Raw genomic sequence first — 20,037 nt, forward strand, 5'->3', positions numbered from 1 at the left:
AAAGTAGGTGCCGCCCCGCACAGGGGCAACCCTGGCAGACCACCACGAACACAAGAAAAGCCCAAAACAGCAAGAACCCCCAGAATTAATACGATCCAGCCCGCGACGTTCGAGCTGCCCTCTTAAACGGGCACAATCGCAAGAAACGCACCGGCTCGCACCGGCGCTCTCGCCTTGCACCCAGCAAGCCCCTATCGAGCCGCTTGCGTAACAAGCGTCGCCGTCGGCGCACCCGATCCACCGTAATAGCTCGCCCCAAGCTTGGCCCTCGTATGGTCGGCATTCACGCCGAACGGCGTAAGGCTCCAGCGTCGTCCTGTCGTGACATCCCCCACGTAGAGCTGGTAACCGCCCGCGGTCGTCGACGAAAAGAAGAGGTAGTTCGTTCCGCTTACCGGAGCCGGGTCGGAATTGTTGCTGACGCAGTCGTTGAGCGGCAACGAGTTCGGAGTCGATTCCGGGTCGGCCGTCTTTTCGTAGATCTGGTCGAGCTCGCTGCCGTTCTTCCAGCGCGCGTAGAACACCATGCCGTCCGCGCGCACGATCGGATAGTAAGTTTCCAGGCCGGGGGGATGATCGAATACGGTCGTGGCGCCGGTCGCGATCGTGCGCTTCATGAGACCCATGTTCGCCCCCGTGCCGGTGGCGTAATAGACGGCGCTTGCGTCTGGCGCGAGGAAGGGCATGGAATACTCGCCGCCGGGCGGCGCGTTCGAGAGGCTCACGACCGACGTGAAGACCGGGCCCGCGCTCGTGTACGAGAGTGTGGCCAACTTGACGTTTCCGTTCTGCTTGAACACGACAGTCTTGCCGTCCGCGCTGAATTTCGGATCTTCGTTGCGGGTGGCGCCCGTGCTGTTCGTCATGTTGAACGGCGCCTTGTTGCTGCCGAGCGGATACATGAACACGTTCCAGGCGCCGTTGCTGACGCCCATGAAGACGAGCCACTTGCCGTCGGGGCTGAACACGGCGTTCATGGGGTCGGTGATGCCCCAGGAGGGCTTGCTCAACTGGGTCAGCGTGTGCGCCGAAAAATCATAGAGAAAGATCTAGCTCGTGCCGTCGCCGTAGTTGACGTAGCTGTGATAGACGAGCTTACCGGTGAGCGAGGCGGGAAACGATGCGTTGGACTGGTCGGGCGGGTCGCTGATGCAGCCTGCCACGGCGGCCGCGCCTGGCAGAGCGAGGACGATACTGGCCACAAGGCCCATCATGAGGGTCTTGAAACTCACGATTTAGTAATCCTGAATAAATCGAATGAAGGGTGAACCGGAAGCCGTTCCCGATTGTGGTTGGGGATCGACGCAGGGTGCTCCTTCGACGACGAAAGGATTCGCCGGTGATCGGAATGACAGCCTGCGTTAAAGGGAGGGGCAGAATCTCGCAGAAACCTTCCGGACCTGCATCGAGTACCCAGTCTAATGATCGGCGCGCAAGCCAATCGGGCGATTAGAGGTGCATCCGGACGGCTACTCGCAGGTTCGGTTCGGGAGCGGAAAATAGTACCGAAGCGACCGGGCGCGCGCTTCTCAGATTAATAGCGTTAGCGTCTTGAACAGCGCCAGATCGTCTTTTTTCGCGGACCTCGCGTGCCGCCGGATCACGTCGAGCAGGCATTCGACAAACGCGACCGCCGCGTTACTGAGCGTGCTGTTGCGGCGCGTGACGATGCCCAGTTGTCGGGGCTCGAAATGCTCGCGCAACGCGAGCGGTTTGAGGCGGCCCCCGAAGGGGGGCACCTGGCTCAGGATGGCGGGGCTCCAGGTGCACATGTCCGCCTGCTCGACCATGGTCTGCAGCATGGCGAGCGACTGCGCGCGAACGATGCGGCGTTCGTCGATCTGTGCGCCGTGCCGCGTGAAGAGATAGTCGACGAGCGCTGCCTGTCCGTCCGGCGGAAAGTTGAGTACCCAGTCGTTGTCGAGCAAATCATGAATCGAGGTTGCCCGTGCGGACCGATGTCCCGCGCGAACCATGACCGAGGATTCGTACGTGAGCACGGGTTCGCTGGCGAATTCCTGCGCGCCGGCGGCGGGCTGCAACTGGCCGATGGCGAAGTCCATGGTCCCTTCGCGCAAGAGCGGCTGCGCAACGGCCATCAGCCCCTCGAACAGTTCGAGACGGATCTCCGGCATCCGCTTGCGAAACAGCCGGACGGCCTCGGCCAGGAAGGTCAGCGTGACCCAGGGCGTCACACCGACCATGAGCCGGCCCTCCACCCGGCCGCGCGACCGTTCGAGGTCGGTGTGCGCGCGTTCGAGCTGATTGAGGACGAGTCGGGCATGGGTGAGCAGGACCTTGCCGTGTTCGGTGAAGCTGATGCCTTCCGGCGCGCGCACGAGGAGCGGCAGCCGCTCGTTCGCCTCCAGTTCGCGCAGCGCGCGCGTGACGGCAGCCTGCGATAGCCCGAGCGCGCGCGCCGCGCCGCGAATGCTGCCGGCATCCGCACTCGCGACCAGCGCCTCCAGTTGATGCAGTTTCATGGATGAACAGATCGTTGGCGGTGCGATGGGCGGAGTGACAACAAGCGGTTGTCATCATAACAAAACGGCGGCTGTTCCCGCGCATTCTGGTTGCATACGATCCGCCTCACGATGAGTCGCCGGTCTATCGGTCACGCGATGCCGGCAAAGCGAGCTCATGAATTCGTGCCAGGGAGGCGTAGTGAAGAGACAAAGGGTGTTACCGGAAATCGCAGCGATAGAAAGCGAAGTGATCGAAATTCGCCGCAGGCTTCATGCCCATCCGGAACTGGGCTTCGAGGAGCATGACACGAGTGCGCTCGTCGCGACGCTGCTGGCCCGGTACGGCTATCGTGTGACGCGCGGCGTGGGCGGCACGGGCGTGGTCGGCACCCTTGCGCGAGGGCGCGGACCCTGTCTCGGCCTGCGCGCGGACATGGACGCGTTGCCCATACGGGAAGCCACGGCGCTGCCCTGGGCGAGCCGCACGGAAGGCGTGATGCACGCCTGCGGGCATGACGGTCACACGGCGATGCTGCTCGCGGCCGCCCGCTGTCTGGCGGAACGCACCGGATGGCGCGGGACGCTGAACCTGATCTTTCAGCCCGCGGAGGAAGGACTGGGCGGTGCGCGCAGGATGATCGAAGAGGGGCTGTTCGAGCGCTTTCCCTGCGATGCCGTCTATGCCATGCACAACGTGCCGGGCTTGCCCGCCGGTCGTCTCGGGTTCCATGCCGGAGCGTTCATGGCGTCGGCCGACGAGGCCAGGATCCGCGTGTTCGGGCGTGGCGGGCATGGGGCTTCGCCGCAGCAGACGATCGACCCGGTTGTCGCGTGCGCGTCGATCGTCATGGCGCTCCAGAGTGTCGTGGCCCGCAACGTCGACCCCCAGCATCCGGCCATTGTCACGGTAGGCGAGATGCACGCGGGAACGGCGTCGAACGTGATTCCCCCGCACGCCGACCTCTCGCTGAGCGTGCGCGCGCTCTCGCCGGAGGTGCGCGTGCTGCTCGAGCGGCGAATTCGCGAGATTGTGCTCGGACAGGCGTCGAGCTACGGCGCGCGCGTGGAGATCGATTACCGGCACGACTACCCGGTGCTCGTCAACCATGCGAGGGAAACCGGACTCGCGCGCGAGGTGGCGCTGGAGTGGGGCGGCCCGGACGCGTTGATCGACGACCTGCATCCGCTCATGGCGAGCGAAGACTTCGCGTACATGCTCGAACGATGCCCCGGAAGCTACCTCTCGATCGGCAACGGCGATGGGAGCGGTGGGGCGGGGGGCTGCGCGCTTCACAATCCCGAATACGATTTCAACGACGACTGTCTCGCGATCGGTGCGAGCTACTGGGTCTGCCTCGCCGAACGGATCCTGCAATGATGCGGTACCCGGCCTGATTACATTATTCAACCCATGGAAGGAGAGACGAAGATGAAAAACTGGAGAATGGCGCTGACGCTGGCTTGTGCGGCAATGATCGGTACGGCACATGCGGAAGACTGGAGCGGCAAGGAGATACGGCTTGCCGTCGACCCGACCTATCCGCCGCTCGAGTTCAAGACGCCCGACGGCAAGCTCACGGGCTTCGGTGTCGACATTGCGAATGCGTTGTGTGCCCAGATGCACGCGAAATGCGTGTGGGTGGAGATGAGCTTCGACGGCATGATTCCGGGGCTGCTGGCGCGCAAGTTCGACGTTATTTCGTCATCCATGACGATTACGCCGAAACGCGAGCAGCAAATCGCGTTCACCAACAAGATCTCCAATGCGCCGGCACGCCTCGTGGTGCGCCGGGGCTCTCCGCTGCTTCCGGATGCGGCGTCGCTCAAGGGTAAGCGGATCGGCGTCGAACAGGGATCGAGCCAGGAGGACTATGCGCGTGCGATGTGGCAGCCCGCAGGGGTGGAGATCGTGGCCTACCAGAACCAGGATCAGGTCTACGCGGATCTGACCTCGGGCCGGCTCGATGCCGCGTTCCAGGCCTCGATCGAAGCCAGCGACGGATTCCTGAACAAGCCCGAGGGCAAGGATTACCAGTTCGCGGGGCCGACCATCGACGATCCGAAATATTTCGGCCAGGGCGACGGTCTCGGTCTGCGCAAGGAGGACGTGGCACTGCGCGAGGCATTCAACCAGGCGCTTGCGGAAATCCTCGCGAATGGCACCTACGCGCGCATCAACAAGAAGTACTTCGATTTCGATATCTACGGCGCGAAATAAGGCGGCCGCTACTACGCGACGACGATGGCGCAGATCTGCTCGACACGCAGCCGGCGTCATGAAATTAATAAGGACTAGAAATTGAAAACCGGAATTGCAGCAAGCATCTTCCTGGCCGTGACGGGGATGGCGCATGCTCAAAGCAGCGTTACGCTCTACGGCCGTATGGACAACGGCATCCAGTATCAAACCGGTCTTGCGCGAGGCAGCCAGGTGGGTCTCGAAACCGGAAACTGGGCGCCCTCCGAGTTCGGCCTGAAGGGGAGCGAGGATCTTGGCAACGGCACCAAGGCCATTTTCACGCTGGAGGCCGGCCTCGATACCTTGAACGGAACGTCGATGGGGACGCTGTTCGGCCGTCAGGCGACGGTGGGCGTGACCAACGATCGCTGGGGCACGTTCAAGCTCGGCAATCTGGGCATCTACGAAATCAACGAAGACAGCTTTGACGTCGATCCCCAGGTGTTCCAGATATGGTCGCTCATCACGCTGGTGCGCGGACGCGACTGGTCGACCGCGGGCAACGGTCTGGAATACACGTCACCGGCGCTCGCCGGCGTCACGTTGAAGGGGCAGTACGACCTTACCAACAGCACGACGTGGAATGCCGGCAATCCTGGCAGCGGGCCGGGTCAACTGGGCGGCGCGCAGGGCCGCTCGGACGGTCTGGAGGCGCTATACGACGGCGGCGATCTTCAACTGATGGCGATCTATGACGAAATTCGCGACCAGTACGGCCAGTTCAGCAACGTCTATGTCGCTTCGCGGTCGATCCTCGCGGGCGGCAGCTATACCCTCGGTCCCGTGAAATTCATTGCGGGCTATCAGCATTTGAGCGCACCGGACGCGTCGAATGAGGGTTATTTCGGCGCGGCTACCCCCGCCACGCAGCCGGCCGGCGTATCGCTGCCTACCGCAGTCGATCAGGAATGGCTTGGCGCAACCTGGCAAGCGTCGGCGCTCACGTCGCTGACCGGAGCGATCTATCACAGCAACGCCAACCGGGGTAACGGCAACGCGACGCTCTACACGTTGGCCGGAACTTACAACCTGTCGAAGCGTACGTTCCTGTATGCGGAGCTGGCCTGGCTGCACAATAGCGCGACGTCCAATCTCGGACTGGGCGGGGGGACTTACGGCGCGAATATCAACGATGACCCGGTCAACGGCAGCGTCGACAACGGCAACCCGGATTACGGGCACGGCCAGTTCGGCGCGACGACGGGGATCGTCATGCAGTTCTGATCGGGCGCGATGGTTTGAAGCCCGCAACAGTTCGATCTGTTGCGGGTTTTCTGTTTTTGGGGCGCCTATCCGATATCATCGACAACATAATGAATTCGTAACCAGGCAAGAATCCTGAGAGCAATGCGATGAGCAATCGACCGGTTTTTGAACGACTCAACGATCTTCTGGTGAACTCGGGTGTTCGTTTCCGCGTTCTGGAGCACCCGGAGGAAGGGCGGTCCGATGCCATTGCCTTGCTACGCGGCACCGCGCCCGAACAAGGGGCGAAAGCCATGCTTTGCGTCTTCAAGGATCCGGAGGCGACGCCGGTGCTGGCGGTGATTCCCGGCAACCGGAAGCTCGACTTCAGAAAGCTCAGCGCGATCATGGGACGCAAGAAGGCGACGCTGGCTTCCCCCGAGCTTGCGAGGGCGCTGACCGATTGCGTGATGGGGGCCGTGCCGCCGTTCGTCTTTGGCGACCACATCGAGCTCGTCGTGGATCCCGCGCTGATTCACGAGAATTCGGAAATCGCGTTCAATGCCGGCCGGCTGGATCGATCAGTTATCCTCAATGCGGAGGACTACGTGCGGATCGCGCGTCCCATTCTGGCGGACATCATCCAGAGCGAGACCGCTTCTGCCGGACAGTAATGGATGCACCAGGGCGTATTGGGCGCTTTCGTTCAGGCCCGATCTCCGCTCCACCCAAAAAGGGTGGTCACACGCCCCCCCGGCTCTGGTTTACTGGTCAACTGGAACAGGCGCGTTCTCCCTCAGGGCAGAACGCGCCGGCGTAGGCCAAAATCAGCCAGAGCAGACAGGAGGAGAGCGGAATGAGTGTACTGAGCGGTATTCGCGTGCTGGAGTTCGAGGCGATCGGGCCCGGGCCATTCGGCGCGATGTTGCTGTCCGACATGGGCGCGGACGTGCTGCGCATCGACCGTCCGCAGGCGCCGGACGATCTCGGGCCGAAGACCACGGGCAAACGCGTCAACGTGACGGGGCGCGGACGCCGCTCGGTTACGCTCGACCTCAAGCAGCCCGCCGCGATCGAAGCGGCGCTGGAGCTGATGAGCGAGGCCGACGTCGTGATCGAGGGCTTTCGCCCCGGGACGATGGAGCGGCTGGGGCTCGGTCCGGACGTGGCGCTCGCACGCAACCCCAGGCTCGTCTACGGACGCATGACCGGGTGGGGGCAGACGGGGCCGCTCGCCGCGCGCGCGGGTCACGACCTGAACTACATCGCCTTGTCCGGCGTGCTGTCGGGCATCGGGCGCGCGGGCGAAGCGCCCGTGCCGCCGCTCAATCTCGTCGGCGACTACGGCGGCGGCGGGATGCTGCTTGCTCTCGGGGTCGTTGCCGCCCTGCTCAATGTGCAGCGCGGCGGCAAGGGCCAGGTGGTGGACGCGGCGATGATCGAAGGCGCCGCGCAGCTTGGCGCGGTGGTCTGGGGGCTGCTCGCATCGGGCAACTGGCGCGAGCAGCGCGAAAGCAACCTGCTCGATGGCGGCACGCCCTGGTACGACAGCTATCGCACGAAGGATGGCCACTATATGTCGGTCGGCGCGGTCGAATCGCGCTTCTACGCGGAGTTGATCGCGAAGCTGGGTCTCACCGGCGCGGAACTGCCGAGGCAACATGATCGCGACGGCTGGCCCATTCTGCGCGAACGCTTTGCCGCCGCGTTCCTCACGCGCACGCGCGACGAATGGTGCGAGATCTTCGAAGGCAGCGACGCCTGCGTCGCCCCGGTGCTGACGTTTTCGGAGGCGCCCGCGCATGCGCAGCATCGTGCACGGAAGAGCTTCGTGGAGGTGGCCGGTGTGGTACAGCCGGCGCCGGCGCCGCGATTTTCGTCTACGCCTTCGTCCATTGCCGGGCCGGCGCCCGAGCGTGGCGAACACGGTCTTGCCGCATTGCGCGACTGGGGCTTCGGCGAGGAGGCAATCGCGCGTTTGCGCGACCGGGGACTGGCTTACCGGGACTAAGCTGAACTGACTATGCCGTGCGCGGAGGCGCCGCCGGATTTGGCGGTGCCTCTTTATTTTTATTGCGAGCAATAAAAAAAGCCCGCATCGCTGCGGGCTTGCAAAAACACCTCAGAGCATTTCGTGCTTATTGCAGATTACCGGCCACCGCAATCGTCTGTCCTGTGATGTAGTTCGACTCGGGCGAGCAGAACAGGTACACGCCGCCTGCCGCTTCCTCAGGCGTGCCGCCGCGGCCCAGCGGATTGCGCTGCGCGTGCGTCTTCAGCATTTCCGGATTCAGGCCCACACGAATGTCGCGGCCGTCGATGCGTACCGTCGCGCCCGCCTTCGCGTCGGCAGCCGTCATGCGCGTATGGATCAGGCCGAACGCCACGGCGTTGACGTTGACGTTGAAGCGGCCCCATTCGCGTGCGAGCGCACGCGTCATGCCGATCACGCCGGCCTTGGCGGACGAGTAGTTCATCTGGCCCGCGTTGCCGTTGAGCGCCGAGGTGGACGAGATGTTGACGATCTTGCGATACACGGCGCGGTTCTCGGCCACGTCGGCGGCATGCAGCGCCTTGATGTGCGGATAGGCGGCGCGCAGGATGCGGAACGGCGCCGTCATGTGGCAGTCGAGGATCGCGTACCACTGCTCGTCGGTCATCTTCTGGATCACGTCGTCCCACGTATAGCCCGCGTTGTTGACGATGATGTCGATGCCCTTGAACGTGCTCATCGCGGTGTTGATGAAGCGGTCGGCGAAGTCGGGCGCCGTGACGTTGCCCACGCAGGCGACGGCTTCGGTGCCCATCTTCTTCAACGCTTCGACGGCTTCGTGCGCCGGCTCGGCGTCGAGGTCGTTCACGACAATGCGCGCGCCTTCGCTGGCGAGCTTTTCCACGATTGCACGGCCGATGCCGCGACCCGAACCGGTGACGAGCGCCACCTTGCCATCGAGCTTACCCATGCTGCAGTCTCCTGTTTCCGGTTAATGCAAATTTCAAGAAAATGCGACCACGGCGTCGCCGACGACGCGCGGTTCGCCATATTGGTTGGCGGTCTGGATTTCGAGGCGCAGGCGTTTTTCGCCGTTGGCTTCGAACTTCTCGACCACGCGTCCCGTGCAGGCGATGTGGTGCCCGAGATGCGTGATGCCCACGAAGCGCACGCCGAACTGGCGTAGCTGGCGCTGATCGACCCACTGGGTCAAGAGACGCCCGAGCCAGGCCATCGAGAGCATGCCGTGCGCGAACACGTCGGGCATGCCCGCGCGCCGCGCGTAGTCGATGTCGATGTGCACCGCGTTGTGATCGCCCGAGGCGCCTGCGAACAGCGCCAGCATCTTGCGGTCGACCGGCGGCAGTTCGAGCGGCGGGAGCGTGTCGCCTGCCTGGATCGCGTCGTAGTTGAGGTTAGCCATGCGTGTGCCTCCGTTAGCCATTGCGTTGCACGATCACGCTGCGCAGATCGGCCACGTGCTCGCCGCGCTGGTTCGTCACGCGCGTTTCGCGCACGACGAACTCCAGGGCGCCGCCTTTCTTGTCGTAGATGTCCGCGATGCGCGACTCGAACAGCAGCACGTCGCCCGCGTACGCGAGGCGGTGATACGTGAACTGCTGCTCGCCGTGCAGGATGCGCGGCAGCTCGATGCCGATCTCGTCGCGCCACGACGCGTCCGGCTGCTCGAATTCGAGCGAGAACAGGAACGTTGGCGGCAGCGGCAGGCCGGGGTGGCCCGCGTCGCGCGCGGCGGATTCGTCGAAGTAGACGGGATTCGTCTCGCCGATCGCCTTGGCGAAGAAGCGCAAGCGGCCCGCTTCGGCCACCGCGCGAAACGCGGGCAGTGTCTTGCCGATGAATTGCTTGTCGATCATGCCGGTGACTCCTTGACGGTGACTTCTTGAGGTGCGCCGGGACTCAGGCCGACTTGTAGACCGTCACGACGCACGCGCCGCCCAGACCCACGTTGTGCGCGAGCGCCACTTTCGCGCCTGCCACCTGGCGCTCTTCCGCCGCGCCGCGCAGTTGCTGGGTCAGCTCGTAGCACTGGGCGAGGCCGGTTGCGCCGAGCGGATGGCCCTTCGAGAGCAGGCCGCCCGACGGATTCACGACCCACTGGCCGCCGTAGGTGTTGTCGCCGTCGTTGACGAGCTTTTCGGCTTCGCCTTCGCCGCACAGGCCGAGCGCTTCGTAGGTCAGCAGCTCGTTCTGCGCGAAGCAGTCGTGCAGTTCGATGACGTCGATGTCCTTCGGTCCGACGCCGGCCTGCTCATAGGCGATCGCGGCCGCCGACTTCGCCATGTCGAAGCCGACCACGCGGATCATGTCGCGCGCGTCGTAGGTGCTCGGCGTGTCGGTGGTGAGCGCCTGGCCGGCGATGACCACGTCGGTGCGCAGGCCGCGCTTCTTCGCGAAGTCCTCCGAGACGATCAGCGCCGCGGCCGCGCCGCAGGTGGGCGGGCAGGCCATCAGGCGCGTGAGGACGCCGTCCCACAGCATGGGCGCGGCCATCACGTCTTCGGTCGTGACGACGTTGCGGAACACGGCGAGCGGGTTGCGCGCCGCATGGCGGCTCGCCTTTGCGCGGATGCTGGCAAACGTTTCGAGCTTCGTGCCGTACTTCTTCATGTGCGCCATGCCGGCGCCCGCGAACTGGCGGATCGCGTTGCTCAAGCCCTCCGGGCGGCCGACGAGTTCGTCGGTTATGTCGAGCGCGCGTTCGAGCGCGCTGGCACGGTCGGTCCACACCGACTTCAGCGCACCCGGTCCCATGAACTCGAAGCCGAGCGCGAGGACGCAGTCCGCGGCGCCGCTCTGCACGGCCTGGCGCGCGAGAAAGAGGGCGGAGGAGCCGGTGGCGCAGTTGTTGTTCACGTTGATGACCGGAATGCCGGTCATGCCCACCCGGTACAGCGCCTTCTGGCCACAGGTGGAATCGCCGTAGACATAGCCGGCGAAGGCCTGCTGCACGTCGCCATACTCGAGGCCCGCGTCGGCCAGCGCCTGGCGGACCGCCGTGGAACCCATTACGTCATACGTTTCGCTGGTTCCCGGCTTCTTGAACGGGATCATGCCAACACCGGCTACGAATGCATTGCGTTTCATATCAGGACTCCTTATCGAAAAAGATTTTTTTAGAGCTTGCGCGAGATGAGGTCGCGCATCACTTCGCTCGTGCCGCCGTAGATGCGCATCACGCGGGCGTCGGCGAACGCGCGGGCCACCGGATATTCGAGCATGTAGCCGTAGCCGCCGTGCAGTTGAACCATGTCGTCGAGCGCCTTGCCGAGCGCTTCGGTCGCGAAGAGCTTCACGACGGCGGCTTCTTCGAGCGTCAGGCGGCGGCGTACGTGCTCGGACAGGTAGTGATCGACCATGAGCCGCACGGCGAGCGCCTGGGCCTTGATGTCGGCGAGCTTGAACTTGGTGTTCTGGAAGTCCCAGACGGTCTGGTTGAACGCCTTGCGGTCCTTCACGTAGTTCAGCGTGTGTTCGAGGCAGACTTCGAGTTTCGCGGCCGCGCCCACGGCGATCGAGAGGCGCTCCTGCGGCAGTTCGGCCATCAGATAGGCGAAGCCCTTGCCTTCCTCGCCCAGACGGTTCGAGACCGGCACGCGCACGTTGTCGAAGAAGAGTTCGGCGGTGTCCTGGGCATGCTGGCCGACCTTCTCCAGCTTGCGGCCGCGGCGAAAGCCCTCGCGGTCCGCTTCCACGACGATGAGGCTCACGCCCTTCGAGCCGGCCGCCGGATCGGTCTTGCAGACCATGATGATGAGGTCCGTGTTCAGGCCGTTGCTGATGAAGGTCTTGCTGCCGTTGATGACGTACTCGTCGCCGTCGCGAATGGCGGTCGTGCGAATGGCCTTCAGGTCGCTGCCGGTGCCCGGCTCGGTCATGCCGATGGCGAGAATGGCTTCGCCCGAGCAGATCTTCGGCAGCCAGCGCTGCTTCTGTTCTTCATTGCCAAGACGGGCGATGTACGGCGCGACGATGTCCGAGTGCACCGAAAAGCCGAGGCCGCTGACCCCGGCGCGATTGATTTCCTCGTTGAACACGGCTGCATGGCCGAAGTCGCCGCCGCCGCCGCCGTATTCGGTGGGCAGCGTGAGGCACAAGAGGCCCTCGCGGCCCGCCTTGAGCCAGGTTTCGCGGTCCACCTTGCCGGCCTTGTCCCATTCGGCCTGCTTCGGTACGCACTCTTTTTCGAGGAAGCGCCGCGCGGTCGTGCGCAGCATCTCATGATCGTCGCGGAAGACGTTACGGTTGATTTGCATGTCAGTTTCCTGGTCTTGAACGTTGGGGTTCGGAGCAGCGGGTTAGCGCGCACGTGCCACGTGCGCGGCGGGTTCGGGCTGATAGAGCGCCGCCACCAGATGGGCGCGGCGCGCGCGCGTGACCGCCTGATTGACGTAGCCCTTGTCGGCGATTTCGTTGGCGTCCATCGAGGGCGGCTCGGCCATCAGCATGAGGCGCTTGACAACGAGGCTCGCGCCCGTGACGCCCTGGCTGGCGAGCCGTTCGGCCAGCGTCGCGACCACGAGCGGGTGTTCGACGAGCGCCGCCGCGTCGAGGCCTTCCAGGCCCGGTGCGAGGCGCTGGCACGCGGCCACGTTGGGCCACGCGAGCGCGGCGACGTAGTCGTGGTCGTGGCCGCAGATCACGGCGTCGGTGAGGAGTGGGGCGCAGTGGTCGAGCAGTTCGAGGCGCACCGCGCCCGTGCGGACCCAGGTGCCGTTGGTGAGCTTGAAGTCCTCGACCACGCGCCCGGCGAACAGCATGCCTTTCGACGGGTCTTCGGAATCGGCGAGCCGCACGGCGTCGCCAAGCCGGAAGAAGCCTTCTTCGTCGAACGCGGCGGCGGTCAGCTCGGGGTTCTTGAGGTAGCCGCCGAACACGTTGGCGCCGCGCATGCGGATTTCGTAGCGGCCGTCCGAGCCTTCGAGCGGCAGCAGCTTGACCTCCGATCCGGGCACGGGCGTGCCGATGTTGCCGACCGTATCGGAAACCCCGCCGCAGTACGTGCCCATGCCGCTCGTTTCCGTGCAGGCGAGGCCGGTGAGGAAGGCGATGCGCTCGCCGACGGTCTGCTCCGCCACGCGCTGGATCCGCTCCCAGACCTCGGTGGGCAGGCTCGCGCCGCCATAGCCGAAGAAGTGCACCTTCGAAAACAGGTTGGCGGCGAGCGCCGGGTCGCGTTCCAGCTCGTTGGCGAGCACGGTCCACGCGGACGGCACGCTCGTGAAAATGGTCGGCGCCACTTCGCGCAGGTTGCGCACGGTGCGCGCGATGAGGGCCGGCAGCGGGCGGCCGTCGTCGATGTAATGGGTTGCGCCGAACTGGACCGAGCGGCCGAGGTTGAGGACGCCGCCCAGGCCGTGGTGCCACGGCAGCCAGTCGAGGAACACGGGCTCGGTCTCGCGCAGGAAAGCGAGGTTGTCGGCGTAGTAGGCGGCCACGGCCTTGAAGTTGCCGTAGGTGAGGTTGACGCCCTTCGGGACGCCGGTCGAGCCGGACGTGAAGAGCACGCGCGCCGTGGCGTCGGCCGGGATTGCCGCGTGGGCGGCGCTCACCTGGGCCTCGCGCGCGGCCGTGAAGTCCGTCGCCGCGAGCGCTGCCCAGCCGGTTTGTCCCGGCTGGACAGCGTCCACGGCGATGATCGCCGCGCCGGTGTGCGCGAGGACGGCGAGCGCCCGCTCGAACGCCGCGCCGTTCTGCACGAATACGGCTGCCGGCGGCACCATCTCGCTGATGCCCTTGAGGCGGGCGAAGTCCTTGCTGAGCATCGCATAGGCCGGCGATACCGGAGCCGTGGGGATGCCGACATATTCGGCCGCGAGCAGCACGACGGCCTGCTCGATTGAATTGCCCGAGAGCAGCATGAGCGGCCGGGTCTGACCGAGGCTCATTTCGAGCAGTGCCGCGCCGACGGCGCGCACCTGCCTCCACAACTCGCGCCAGCTCAGTTTGCGCCAGGCGCCGTCGCTGCCGCGTTCGCAGAAGGCGGGGGTATCGCCGCGCGTCTCGGCCCAGCCCTCCACGAAGTCGGCAAAGCTGGTTTGCTCGATGACGGGCGGCGGGTTGGCCGAGCGCAGAATCAGGCTGCCGTCGCTACGGCGTTCGACGAGCGTGCGTCTTGCGGGAATGCGCACCGGACGGAATGCAGCCGCCGGCGTGGAACTGGGCGTGAGCGTAGTCATTACGCCGTGTCTCCTCATGCGTTTTCTGATCCAGGAGGGTCTGCGCCTCGTCTATCCGGCGAAAACCCCTTGAAACCAAGAATAGCGGCTCGGACGGCGGGCCGTACCACCCGAACCGGGTAGCGGGGCAATGCGGGGCGGGTCGTTCCGGTGGCCTTCGGCAGGCCCGCGCGGCGGGGGGAAGACGCTTACTGGTCGAAGCGGTCGAAGCCGAGATCGCGCACGCGCGCAACGGCCTCGTCGCGGCTCGATACGCCGAGCTTGCCGTAGATGTTCTTGAGATGCCACTTGACCGTTTCCGGCGAGATGCCGAGCGTGCGGGCGATCTTCTTGTTCGGCAGCGCCTGCGCCAGCAGGCCGACGACTTTCGCCTCGCGCTCGCTGAGCGCTTCGGCGCCGCCCGGCGTCGCAACAGGCGGGCGGGCCGTGGAACCGGCGGGGCTCGCCAGTGCCGCCGCGGCCTCCTGGGCGGCGCGCAGCCGGTCCACGTAGAACGCCAGCACGGGGTCGTCCGGCTCGGCGCTCACCGCCCGCGCGGCGAACGGCACCACCTCGGAGCCCACGTCGAGCAGGCTGCGCACGAGCCCGAGCCGGTGGCCAAGACGCAGGCTCGCGAGCGCGCTCTGGTGCGCGGCGTCCGCGCGCGAGCGCTTGAGATCGACGAGCGCGGACAGCATCCGGAAGCGGGCCGCGTAGTGCTGCCAGCCGTGCTCGCCGCACAGCGCGACGAGCGTGGAAAGGTGCAGGGCCGCCGCTTCGAAATCTTCGTGTGCGATGGACCAGCTCACGTGTGCGCGCCCGACCAGCGCTTCTACGTCGCGAAAGGCGATGGGCCGGGTGGGGCGCAGGCGTGCCGCGATCGCGTCGAGGCGCGCAAGATCGGCTTCGGCGTCGTCGAACTGGTCGCATTGCAGGTGGCGTTCGACCTGGGCAGCCAGGCTGTGGGCGGCGAGCCGCTGTACGCCGTGCCGGTTCGCGTAGTCTTCGAGCCGCTCGAGATAGGCGAAGGCGTCGAGGCGGTGCCCCTCGACCCAGTGCGACGCCGAAAGCACGCTGAATACGCGCACGATGGAGTCGGGAATGGAGACGCGTTCGAGCACGTCGACGCGGTCTTCGAGCAGCCGCCGCGCGCCCGCGATGTCGTTGAACTCGTAGAGCGCCTCGCCCAGTTGCGCGGCCGCCAGGCTGGCCGGCTCCGCCGCGCTGCTGCCGCGCAGGTCGGCTTCGGCGAGCACTTCTCGGCTGATGCGTTCCACCTGTGCGAACTGGCCTTCGAGCGCATGGCTGAAGCCGATCATGCAGCGGCCGTTGAGCACGCCGGCCGAGGTGCCCATCAGCGGCGAGCCCTCGATCAGCGGACGGGTGGCATCGAGCTGGACCGCGCGCGCCGCCTCGTATTCGCCGCTGTGCATCCAGGACCACGACAGCAGATTGTTGCGGGCGCCAATGGAGAAGCTGTCGGCGTCGTCGGGCGCGTGGAGAATCTGCGGCAATTGTGCCGCCACGCCGTCCGGGTCGTCGCGCTGCACGTCGACCGCCGCGCGCAGCAGGTTGAGGCGATAGCGCGAACGGAGGTCCTCCGGCGGGATATCGGCGTCGAGCCGTGCGATGCTGGTCGCACAGGCCTCGAAGTCGCGCGCGTACAGCTCCAGCTGCAGGTGCCACATACGCAGCCCGACGCGCGCTTCCACTTCGGCGCGCGGCAGCAGATGCATGAGCGACACGAGCTTGCGCAGATCGCCCGCCACCTGCAGGCCGCGGGCCACCTTCAGGACGAGGTCCGCCGCGGCGCTCGCTTCGCCAGCCTGCAGCGCGTGGCGCACGGCTTCGTCCGGCAGGTCGTGGTCGCGGAACCAGCACCACGCCGCATGATGCACCTCGCGCTGCAACGCCTGGCTGCGTTCGCGGAAGCGGTGGCGCAGGCTTTCGCGAAAGAGCGGGTTGAGCCGATACCAGGTTTCGTTGCCGACGTGTTCGACCTGCGCGATGAACAGGTTGTCGGTTTCGAGCCGGGCGAGCAGGGTGATCACGTCGGCCGGGGGCAGGGCGTCGCCGACGAGTGCCACGCACAGCGACGAGCAGAGCCGCGCGCAGACCGACGTGCGCACAAGCAGTTCGACCTCGTTGGGCGAGAGCCGCGAGAGAACCTCGCGCTCGAAGTAGTCGCCGAATGCGCGCGCGTCGTGCAACTGCATGTTGGCGACCGACTCGGTGAGCGATTCGGCCACGTCCGCTGCGCCGGATGCCCCGCGCCGCCGTTTCAGATGCATGGCGAAGAGCTGCAGGCCCGCAACCCAGCCGTCGGTCAGCGCGTACATTTCGCGCGCGTCGCGCTCGTTCACTTCGCCCAATTGCGCGCGCAGGTATTGCGCGGACTCGGCGGCAGTGAAGCGCAGGTCGCGCATGTTGAGTTCGAGCACCAGGTCCTGATCGCGCAGGCGTCCTACCGAAACGGGAAAGGTGCCGCGCGAGACCAGCACGACGTGCAGGTTGGGCGGCGCATAGTCGAGCAGCCACTGCAGCGTTCGGTGGCTGCGCGGATTGGCGACGTGCTGCAGGTCGTCGATGACGAGGACGAGGTCGCTCGCGCGGCTCGCAATGCCGCGCACGAGCGCGATCACGGTGCGCTCGACCGCTTCGTCGTCCACGCCGCGCCCGCCGAGAATGGCGGCCTCGCGGCACATGCCGGGATCGATCTGGGCAAGGCTGGCCACGAGGTAGTCGAGGAAACTGGCCAGGTCGTCGTCTTCCGGTGACAGCGTGAGCCACGCCAGATCGAAACCGAGTGGCAGCAGCGCCTCGCGCCAGGCCACGAGCAGGGTCGTTTTTCCGCAGCCGGCGGGGCCCTGGACCAGGATGCAGCGCTTGCGCCGGGCTTCCAGCAACTGGTTGATCAGGCGTTCGCGCGCGACGATGCGCGTCTTGTTCCGGGGCGTCATGATGCGCGACGCGCTGCCGGGGACAACACCGGGGTTCTTGTGTGGATGGTCCGCATTGGGCGGGACTGGACTATGCGGCATGCTCGCGTGCGCCTTTCAGTCGAGGCGCTGCCGATGCCGCGCGCGCCCGATGACGATACAGATATCGGGCTATTGTAGCGCGCGCCGGCCGGTGGCCAGTGGAGCCTGCCGGCTGTGCTGCCGTGCCGCATGACGGGAGTGGGGGGCGGCCGGATCGGCCCTGGATAGGTGGGTTGAGCCAATGGGCTAGGCAGCGCGCCGGCGCACCAGTTGTACGACTTCTCCGTCCGCGCGCCAGGCGTGGCAACCGTTCAGCATGGGCAGGGCCGGCACGCCGTTGCCGACCGGCGCGCCATTCCTCAGTCCCATGATCGTCTGGAACGCCGTGGTGGCCATCGGGCCGAGCAGTTCGGTCAAATGCGTGCAGCCTTTCGTGCCACCGACCCGCGCTTTGATTTCCGTCATGAAACCGCTCGCGATCTTCACGCCGATGAGTTTTCTGTAGGCATCGTTGATCTCGGCGCAGTACGGCGTGGGCGCCGTTTCCGTGCGCGAGTGCGCGTCGCGGATCACGAGATCGGCGTCGATCGTGATCGTGAGCCACATGTCGTGGATCGCGCCGCCCGCCGGGACTTCCTTGAACAGCAGGTTCGAATGATGGGCCTTCGTGTCGGTCATGCGGGCCTCGATGTCATAGAGGCCGTCGTCGCGCGCATAGCCGGTGCAGACGATCTGCCGCGTATGGACCCGCTGTCGGGCCAGGGTTGCAGTGGAATTCCCGGACATCGTCTCTCGCTCCTGAATGTGCCGCGGCAGAGCTGACGCCATGCCGGGTGCGATGCCGCCATGATGGCGCCGCCGCGGCGGCCCGTCCCCACCCGCGGCGGGTAGTCGCAGCACCGTTCGGGCCATCGCGGGTACGCGCCGTTCCGAACGCGCCGATGGTGTCGGGTATTCCCGTCCCCACTCCGTTCGGGTAGGTGACAGGTCGGCCAACCCTGCAACACTGCGCCGCATACGTGTAGCAATGCCAACGAGTTCCACATTCACCCGTGCCTTGCCGGCGCGGCAAACATAAAGAGGAGACGTGCATGCGATTGATCAGTCAGGGCGTTTGCGGGGCGGCCGCGGCGCTGATCGCGGGAAGCGCTGCGGCGCAGTCCAGCGTGACGCTGTATGGCGTGGTCGACGTGTTCGGGCAGTATCTCGACAACGGCGGCAATCACTCGTTCTCGGAGCGCAGCGGCGGCAACACGGGTTCGCAGTTCGGCTTGAAGGGTACGGAGGATCTCGGCAACGGGCTCAAGGCGATCTTCGACGTGGAAAACGGCTTCAACGTCAACAACGGCAGCTTCTTCGCCGTGAACAACGACATGTTCTATCGTCAGTCGTGGGTTGGCCTGAGCAACGACAAGTACGGTTCGCTCACGTTTGGCCGGCAGTACCAGCCGACCTTCTGGGTTGTCTACCCGACCGATCCGTTCCGCGGTAACGAAATCCTGTCGCCGCTGACGGCCGGCGTGCTTGCCGTCGACACCAAGTCGCTCGCCACGCAAAGCGTGACGGGCCGTACGAGCAATTCGATCCTCTACAGATCGCCGAACCTGGGCGGGTTCCAGTTCTATGGCATGTATGGCCTGGCCGCTTCCCAGACGCTCGCCGCGTCGGGGGTGACCCAGAACGCCGGCAACACGCTCGATCTTGCCATGTCGTATTCGGGTTATGGACTGTACGCAGCCCTTGCCTACCAGTACCAGCATGCGGGCACCGAAGCGGGCATCGCGACCCCGGCGGCCTACGTCAAGCTTCTGGGTTCGACGTTCACCATGAATCTCGTGGACACCGAGCACTACACGGCCGCGCTCGGCTACCGTATCGGCATCGTCAATCTGCAGTTCAACTATTCCTACAGCAAGCCGCACGACGCGCCGGCCCACTCGCTGGCGGCCATTTTCGATGCGGCCAATTCCAACAGTCTGATTGAAGCCGGCGCGACAATCCAGGCAACATCGGTAGACGCCATCGAGATCGCGGGCATCGCTCGCGATGTGCGCGGCGCGGACGACAACACGGAAGGCGTGGAACTCGGCATCGACCACAATCTGTCCCCGCGCACGGTACTCTATGCACGTGCTGGCTACATGAAGAACAACGGCGTGGCGGAAATGAGCTGGCCGGGTATTGCGGTGGCCTCGACCGATACGAAGCAGATCCTTGCTGTTCTCGGTATGACGCACCGCTTCTGATCCCATAACGCTTCGCGCGGCAGGACGCATTCGTGCCGCGCCCGTTCCCCACGCGCATCGAACAAGGAAAAACACGTATGAAAATCGCTAAAACCGGCTTGATGGTGGTCGCCGGCCTTCTGACCGCCGCAGCATTGAGCGCCCATGCCCAGGGCGACGCCTCTTCGGCGCCGGCCGCGACAGCAGCGCCCCAGACGGGAAGCGCCGCCACCCCGGCCGCGTCGAAGGCGGCCGACCGCGCGCTGCGCCGCCGCATCCTCACCGCGTTGGGCAAGGCCAAGGGTCTGCGCGCCGCCGGCATCACGGTGCGGGTCAACAGCGGCGCCGTGCTTCTCCAGGGCTGGGTGCCCGAACAGGCCATGATCGATCAGGCGACGCAGGTCGCGCAAACTGTACCGGGCGTGACCTCGGTGAAGAATACCTTGACGCTGTCCACCTTCTGACGCTCCGTGCGCGGTTGCACGACCGAAGGGACCGGATTTCCGGTCCCTTCGTTTTTTGTGCGGATGCCGCACGTCCACCCGACATGGGTGGTGTCATGTCCCTTGGCCCGACTTACCGTATCGAGGACGGCACTCCCGTCTGGACTGAAGCACGCTCGGCGCCCTGGCGGCGCCCGCTTGAAGAAAACGATTGATGGAGACGAAGAACCGTGTCGAACCCGATGAATCATGACGTCGGCGTTGCCGGGCAGCGCGAATCGATGGAATACGACGTGGTGATCGTAGGCGGCGGCCCGGCGGGCCTGT

General features: G+C 65.5%; 16 protein-coding genes and 1 pseudogene. 7 read left to right on the forward strand and 10 right to left on the reverse strand.

The features are described 5' to 3' along the window. Positions 1-203 precede the first annotated feature (203 nt). Positions 204-1,232 (reverse strand): annotated as a pseudogene (locus V8683_RS29935) (TolB family protein); the annotation flags it as partial. Between the two features lie 297 nt (positions 1,233-1,529). Next, positions 1,530-2,483: a LysR substrate-binding domain-containing protein gene (locus V8683_RS29940; protein WP_411191009.1), complete on the reverse strand. Its 954-nt coding sequence runs from the start codon at positions 2,481-2,483 to the stop codon at positions 1,530-1,532. 157 nt (positions 2,484-2,640) lie between these two features. On the opposite strand from V8683_RS29940, the gene V8683_RS29945 reads away from it, so the two are divergent. The 5 genes from V8683_RS29945 (at position 2,641) to V8683_RS29965 (ending at position 7,900) form a co-directional block, all read left to right on the forward strand. Next, positions 2,641-3,843 carry a M20 aminoacylase family protein gene (locus V8683_RS29945; RefSeq protein WP_411191007.1) on the forward strand — a complete coding sequence of 401 codons (1,203 nt, stop codon included), beginning with the start codon at positions 2,641-2,643 and terminating at the stop codon, positions 3,841-3,843. Between the two features lie 51 nt (positions 3,844-3,894). Beyond that, the gene (locus V8683_RS29950) at positions 3,895-4,683 is read left to right on the forward strand and encodes an ABC transporter substrate-binding protein (protein WP_411191005.1); all 789 of its coding nucleotides are present in this window, start codon (positions 3,895-3,897) and stop codon (positions 4,681-4,683) included. A gap of 81 nt (positions 4,684-4,764) precedes the next feature. Further along, positions 4,765-5,928 (forward strand): porin, encoded by a 1,164-nt coding sequence (locus V8683_RS29955; protein WP_411191004.1) that lies wholly within the window; start codon positions 4,765-4,767, stop codon positions 5,926-5,928. A gap of 128 nt (positions 5,929-6,056) precedes the next feature. Continuing rightward, positions 6,057-6,563 carry a YbaK/prolyl-tRNA synthetase associated domain-containing protein gene (locus V8683_RS29960; protein WP_411191003.1) on the forward strand — a complete coding sequence of 169 codons (507 nt, stop codon included), beginning with the start codon at positions 6,057-6,059 and terminating at the stop codon, positions 6,561-6,563. A gap of 182 nt (positions 6,564-6,745) precedes the next feature. Next, positions 6,746-7,900, forward strand: coding sequence for a CaiB/BaiF CoA transferase family protein (locus V8683_RS29965; protein ID WP_411191002.1), 1,155 nt, complete (start codon positions 6,746-6,748; stop codon positions 7,898-7,900). Between the two features lie 127 nt (positions 7,901-8,027). On the opposite strand, the gene V8683_RS29970 is transcribed toward V8683_RS29965, so the two are convergent. The 8 genes from V8683_RS29970 to V8683_RS30005 all read right to left on the reverse strand — a co-directional run bounded on the left by V8683_RS29970 (position 8,028) and on the right by V8683_RS30005 (position 17,828). Then, on the reverse strand, positions 8,028-8,852 hold the full coding sequence (locus V8683_RS29970) for an SDR family NAD(P)-dependent oxidoreductase (RefSeq protein WP_411191001.1): 825 nt from the start codon (positions 8,850-8,852) through the stop codon (positions 8,028-8,030). 33 nt (positions 8,853-8,885) lie between these two features. Then, positions 8,886-9,305: a MaoC family dehydratase gene (locus V8683_RS29975; RefSeq protein WP_411191000.1), complete on the reverse strand. Its 420-nt coding sequence runs from the start codon at positions 9,303-9,305 to the stop codon at positions 8,886-8,888. Between the two features lie 13 nt (positions 9,306-9,318). Continuing rightward, positions 9,319-9,759, reverse strand: a complete 441-nt coding sequence (locus tag V8683_RS29980; protein WP_411190999.1) for a MaoC family dehydratase N-terminal domain-containing protein — start codon at positions 9,757-9,759, stop codon at positions 9,319-9,321. 43 nt (positions 9,760-9,802) lie between these two features. Continuing rightward, positions 9,803-10,990: a lipid-transfer protein gene (locus V8683_RS29985; protein ID WP_411190998.1), complete on the reverse strand. Its 1,188-nt coding sequence runs from the start codon at positions 10,988-10,990 to the stop codon at positions 9,803-9,805. Positions 10,991-11,019: 29 nt separating this feature from the next. Next, on the reverse strand, positions 11,020-12,159 hold the full coding sequence (locus tag V8683_RS29990; RefSeq protein ID WP_411190997.1) for an acyl-CoA dehydrogenase family protein: 1,140 nt from the start codon (positions 12,157-12,159) through the stop codon (positions 11,020-11,022). Positions 12,160-12,201: 42 nt separating this feature from the next. After that, complete coding sequence (locus V8683_RS29995; RefSeq protein ID WP_411190996.1) at positions 12,202-14,034, reverse strand: feruloyl-CoA synthase; 1,833 nt, start codon at positions 14,032-14,034, stop codon at positions 12,202-12,204. A 236-nt stretch (positions 14,035-14,270) separates the two neighbouring features. Then, positions 14,271-17,021: a LuxR C-terminal-related transcriptional regulator gene (locus tag V8683_RS30000; RefSeq protein ID WP_462880721.1), complete on the reverse strand. Its 2,751-nt coding sequence runs from the start codon at positions 17,019-17,021 to the stop codon at positions 14,271-14,273. 267 nt (positions 17,022-17,288) lie between these two features. Continuing rightward, complete coding sequence (locus V8683_RS30005) at positions 17,289-17,828, reverse strand: DUF2889 domain-containing protein (RefSeq protein WP_411190994.1); 540 nt, start codon at positions 17,826-17,828, stop codon at positions 17,289-17,291. 305 nt (positions 17,829-18,133) lie between these two features. Here V8683_RS30005 and V8683_RS30010 point away from each other — a divergent pair, with 305 nt between their 5' ends. After that, positions 18,134-19,288: a porin gene (locus V8683_RS30010; protein WP_411190993.1), complete on the forward strand. Its 1,155-nt coding sequence runs from the start codon at positions 18,134-18,136 to the stop codon at positions 19,286-19,288. 77 nt (positions 19,289-19,365) lie between these two features. Then, a complete protein-coding gene (locus V8683_RS30015; protein WP_411190991.1) occupies positions 19,366-19,731 on the forward strand; it encodes a BON domain-containing protein in 366 nt (121 codons plus the stop codon). Positions 19,732-20,037: the final 306 nt, after the last annotated feature.

The organism is Paraburkholderia sp. AV2 (assembly GCF_054968425.1).

Bases quoted from the DNA above. Each gene is read 5' to 3' on its own strand.
- V8683_RS29940 (WP_411191009.1), bottom strand. From the start codon at position 2,483: ATGAAACTGCATCAACTGGAGGCGCTGGTCGCGAGTGCGGATGCCGGC.
- V8683_RS29945 (WP_411191007.1), top strand. From the start codon at position 2,641: ATGAATTCGTGCCAGGGAGGCGTAGTGAAGAGACAAAGGGTGTTACCG.
- V8683_RS29950 (WP_411191005.1), top strand. From the start codon at position 3,895: ATGAAAAACTGGAGAATGGCGCTGACGCTGGCTTGTGCGGCAATGATC.
- V8683_RS29960 (WP_411191003.1), top strand. From the start codon at position 6,057: ATGAGCAATCGACCGGTTTTTGAACGACTCAACGATCTTCTGGTGAAC.
- V8683_RS29965 (WP_411191002.1), top strand. From the start codon at position 6,746: ATGAGTGTACTGAGCGGTATTCGCGTGCTGGAGTTCGAGGCGATCGGG.
- V8683_RS29970 (WP_411191001.1), bottom strand. From the start codon at position 8,852: ATGGGTAAGCTCGATGGCAAGGTGGCGCTCGTCACCGGTTCGGGTCGC.
- V8683_RS29975 (WP_411191000.1), bottom strand. From the start codon at position 9,305: ATGGCTAACCTCAACTACGACGCGATCCAGGCAGGCGACACGCTCCCG.
- V8683_RS29980 (WP_411190999.1), bottom strand. From the start codon at position 9,759: ATGATCGACAAGCAATTCATCGGCAAGACACTGCCCGCGTTTCGCGCG.
- V8683_RS29985 (WP_411190998.1), bottom strand. From the start codon at position 10,990: ATGAAACGCAATGCATTCGTAGCCGGTGTTGGCATGATCCCGTTCAAG.
- V8683_RS29990 (WP_411190997.1), bottom strand. From the start codon at position 12,159: ATGCAAATCAACCGTAACGTCTTCCGCGACGATCATGAGATGCTGCGC.
- V8683_RS30000 (WP_462880721.1), bottom strand. From the start codon at position 17,021: ATGACGCCCCGGAACAAGACGCGCATCGTCGCGCGCGAACGCCTGATC.
- V8683_RS30005 (WP_411190994.1), bottom strand. From the start codon at position 17,828: ATGTCCGGGAATTCCACTGCAACCCTGGCCCGACAGCGGGTCCATACG.
- V8683_RS30010 (WP_411190993.1), top strand. From the start codon at position 18,134: ATGCGATTGATCAGTCAGGGCGTTTGCGGGGCGGCCGCGGCGCTGATC.
- V8683_RS30015 (WP_411190991.1), top strand. From the start codon at position 19,366: ATGAAAATCGCTAAAACCGGCTTGATGGTGGTCGCCGGCCTTCTGACC.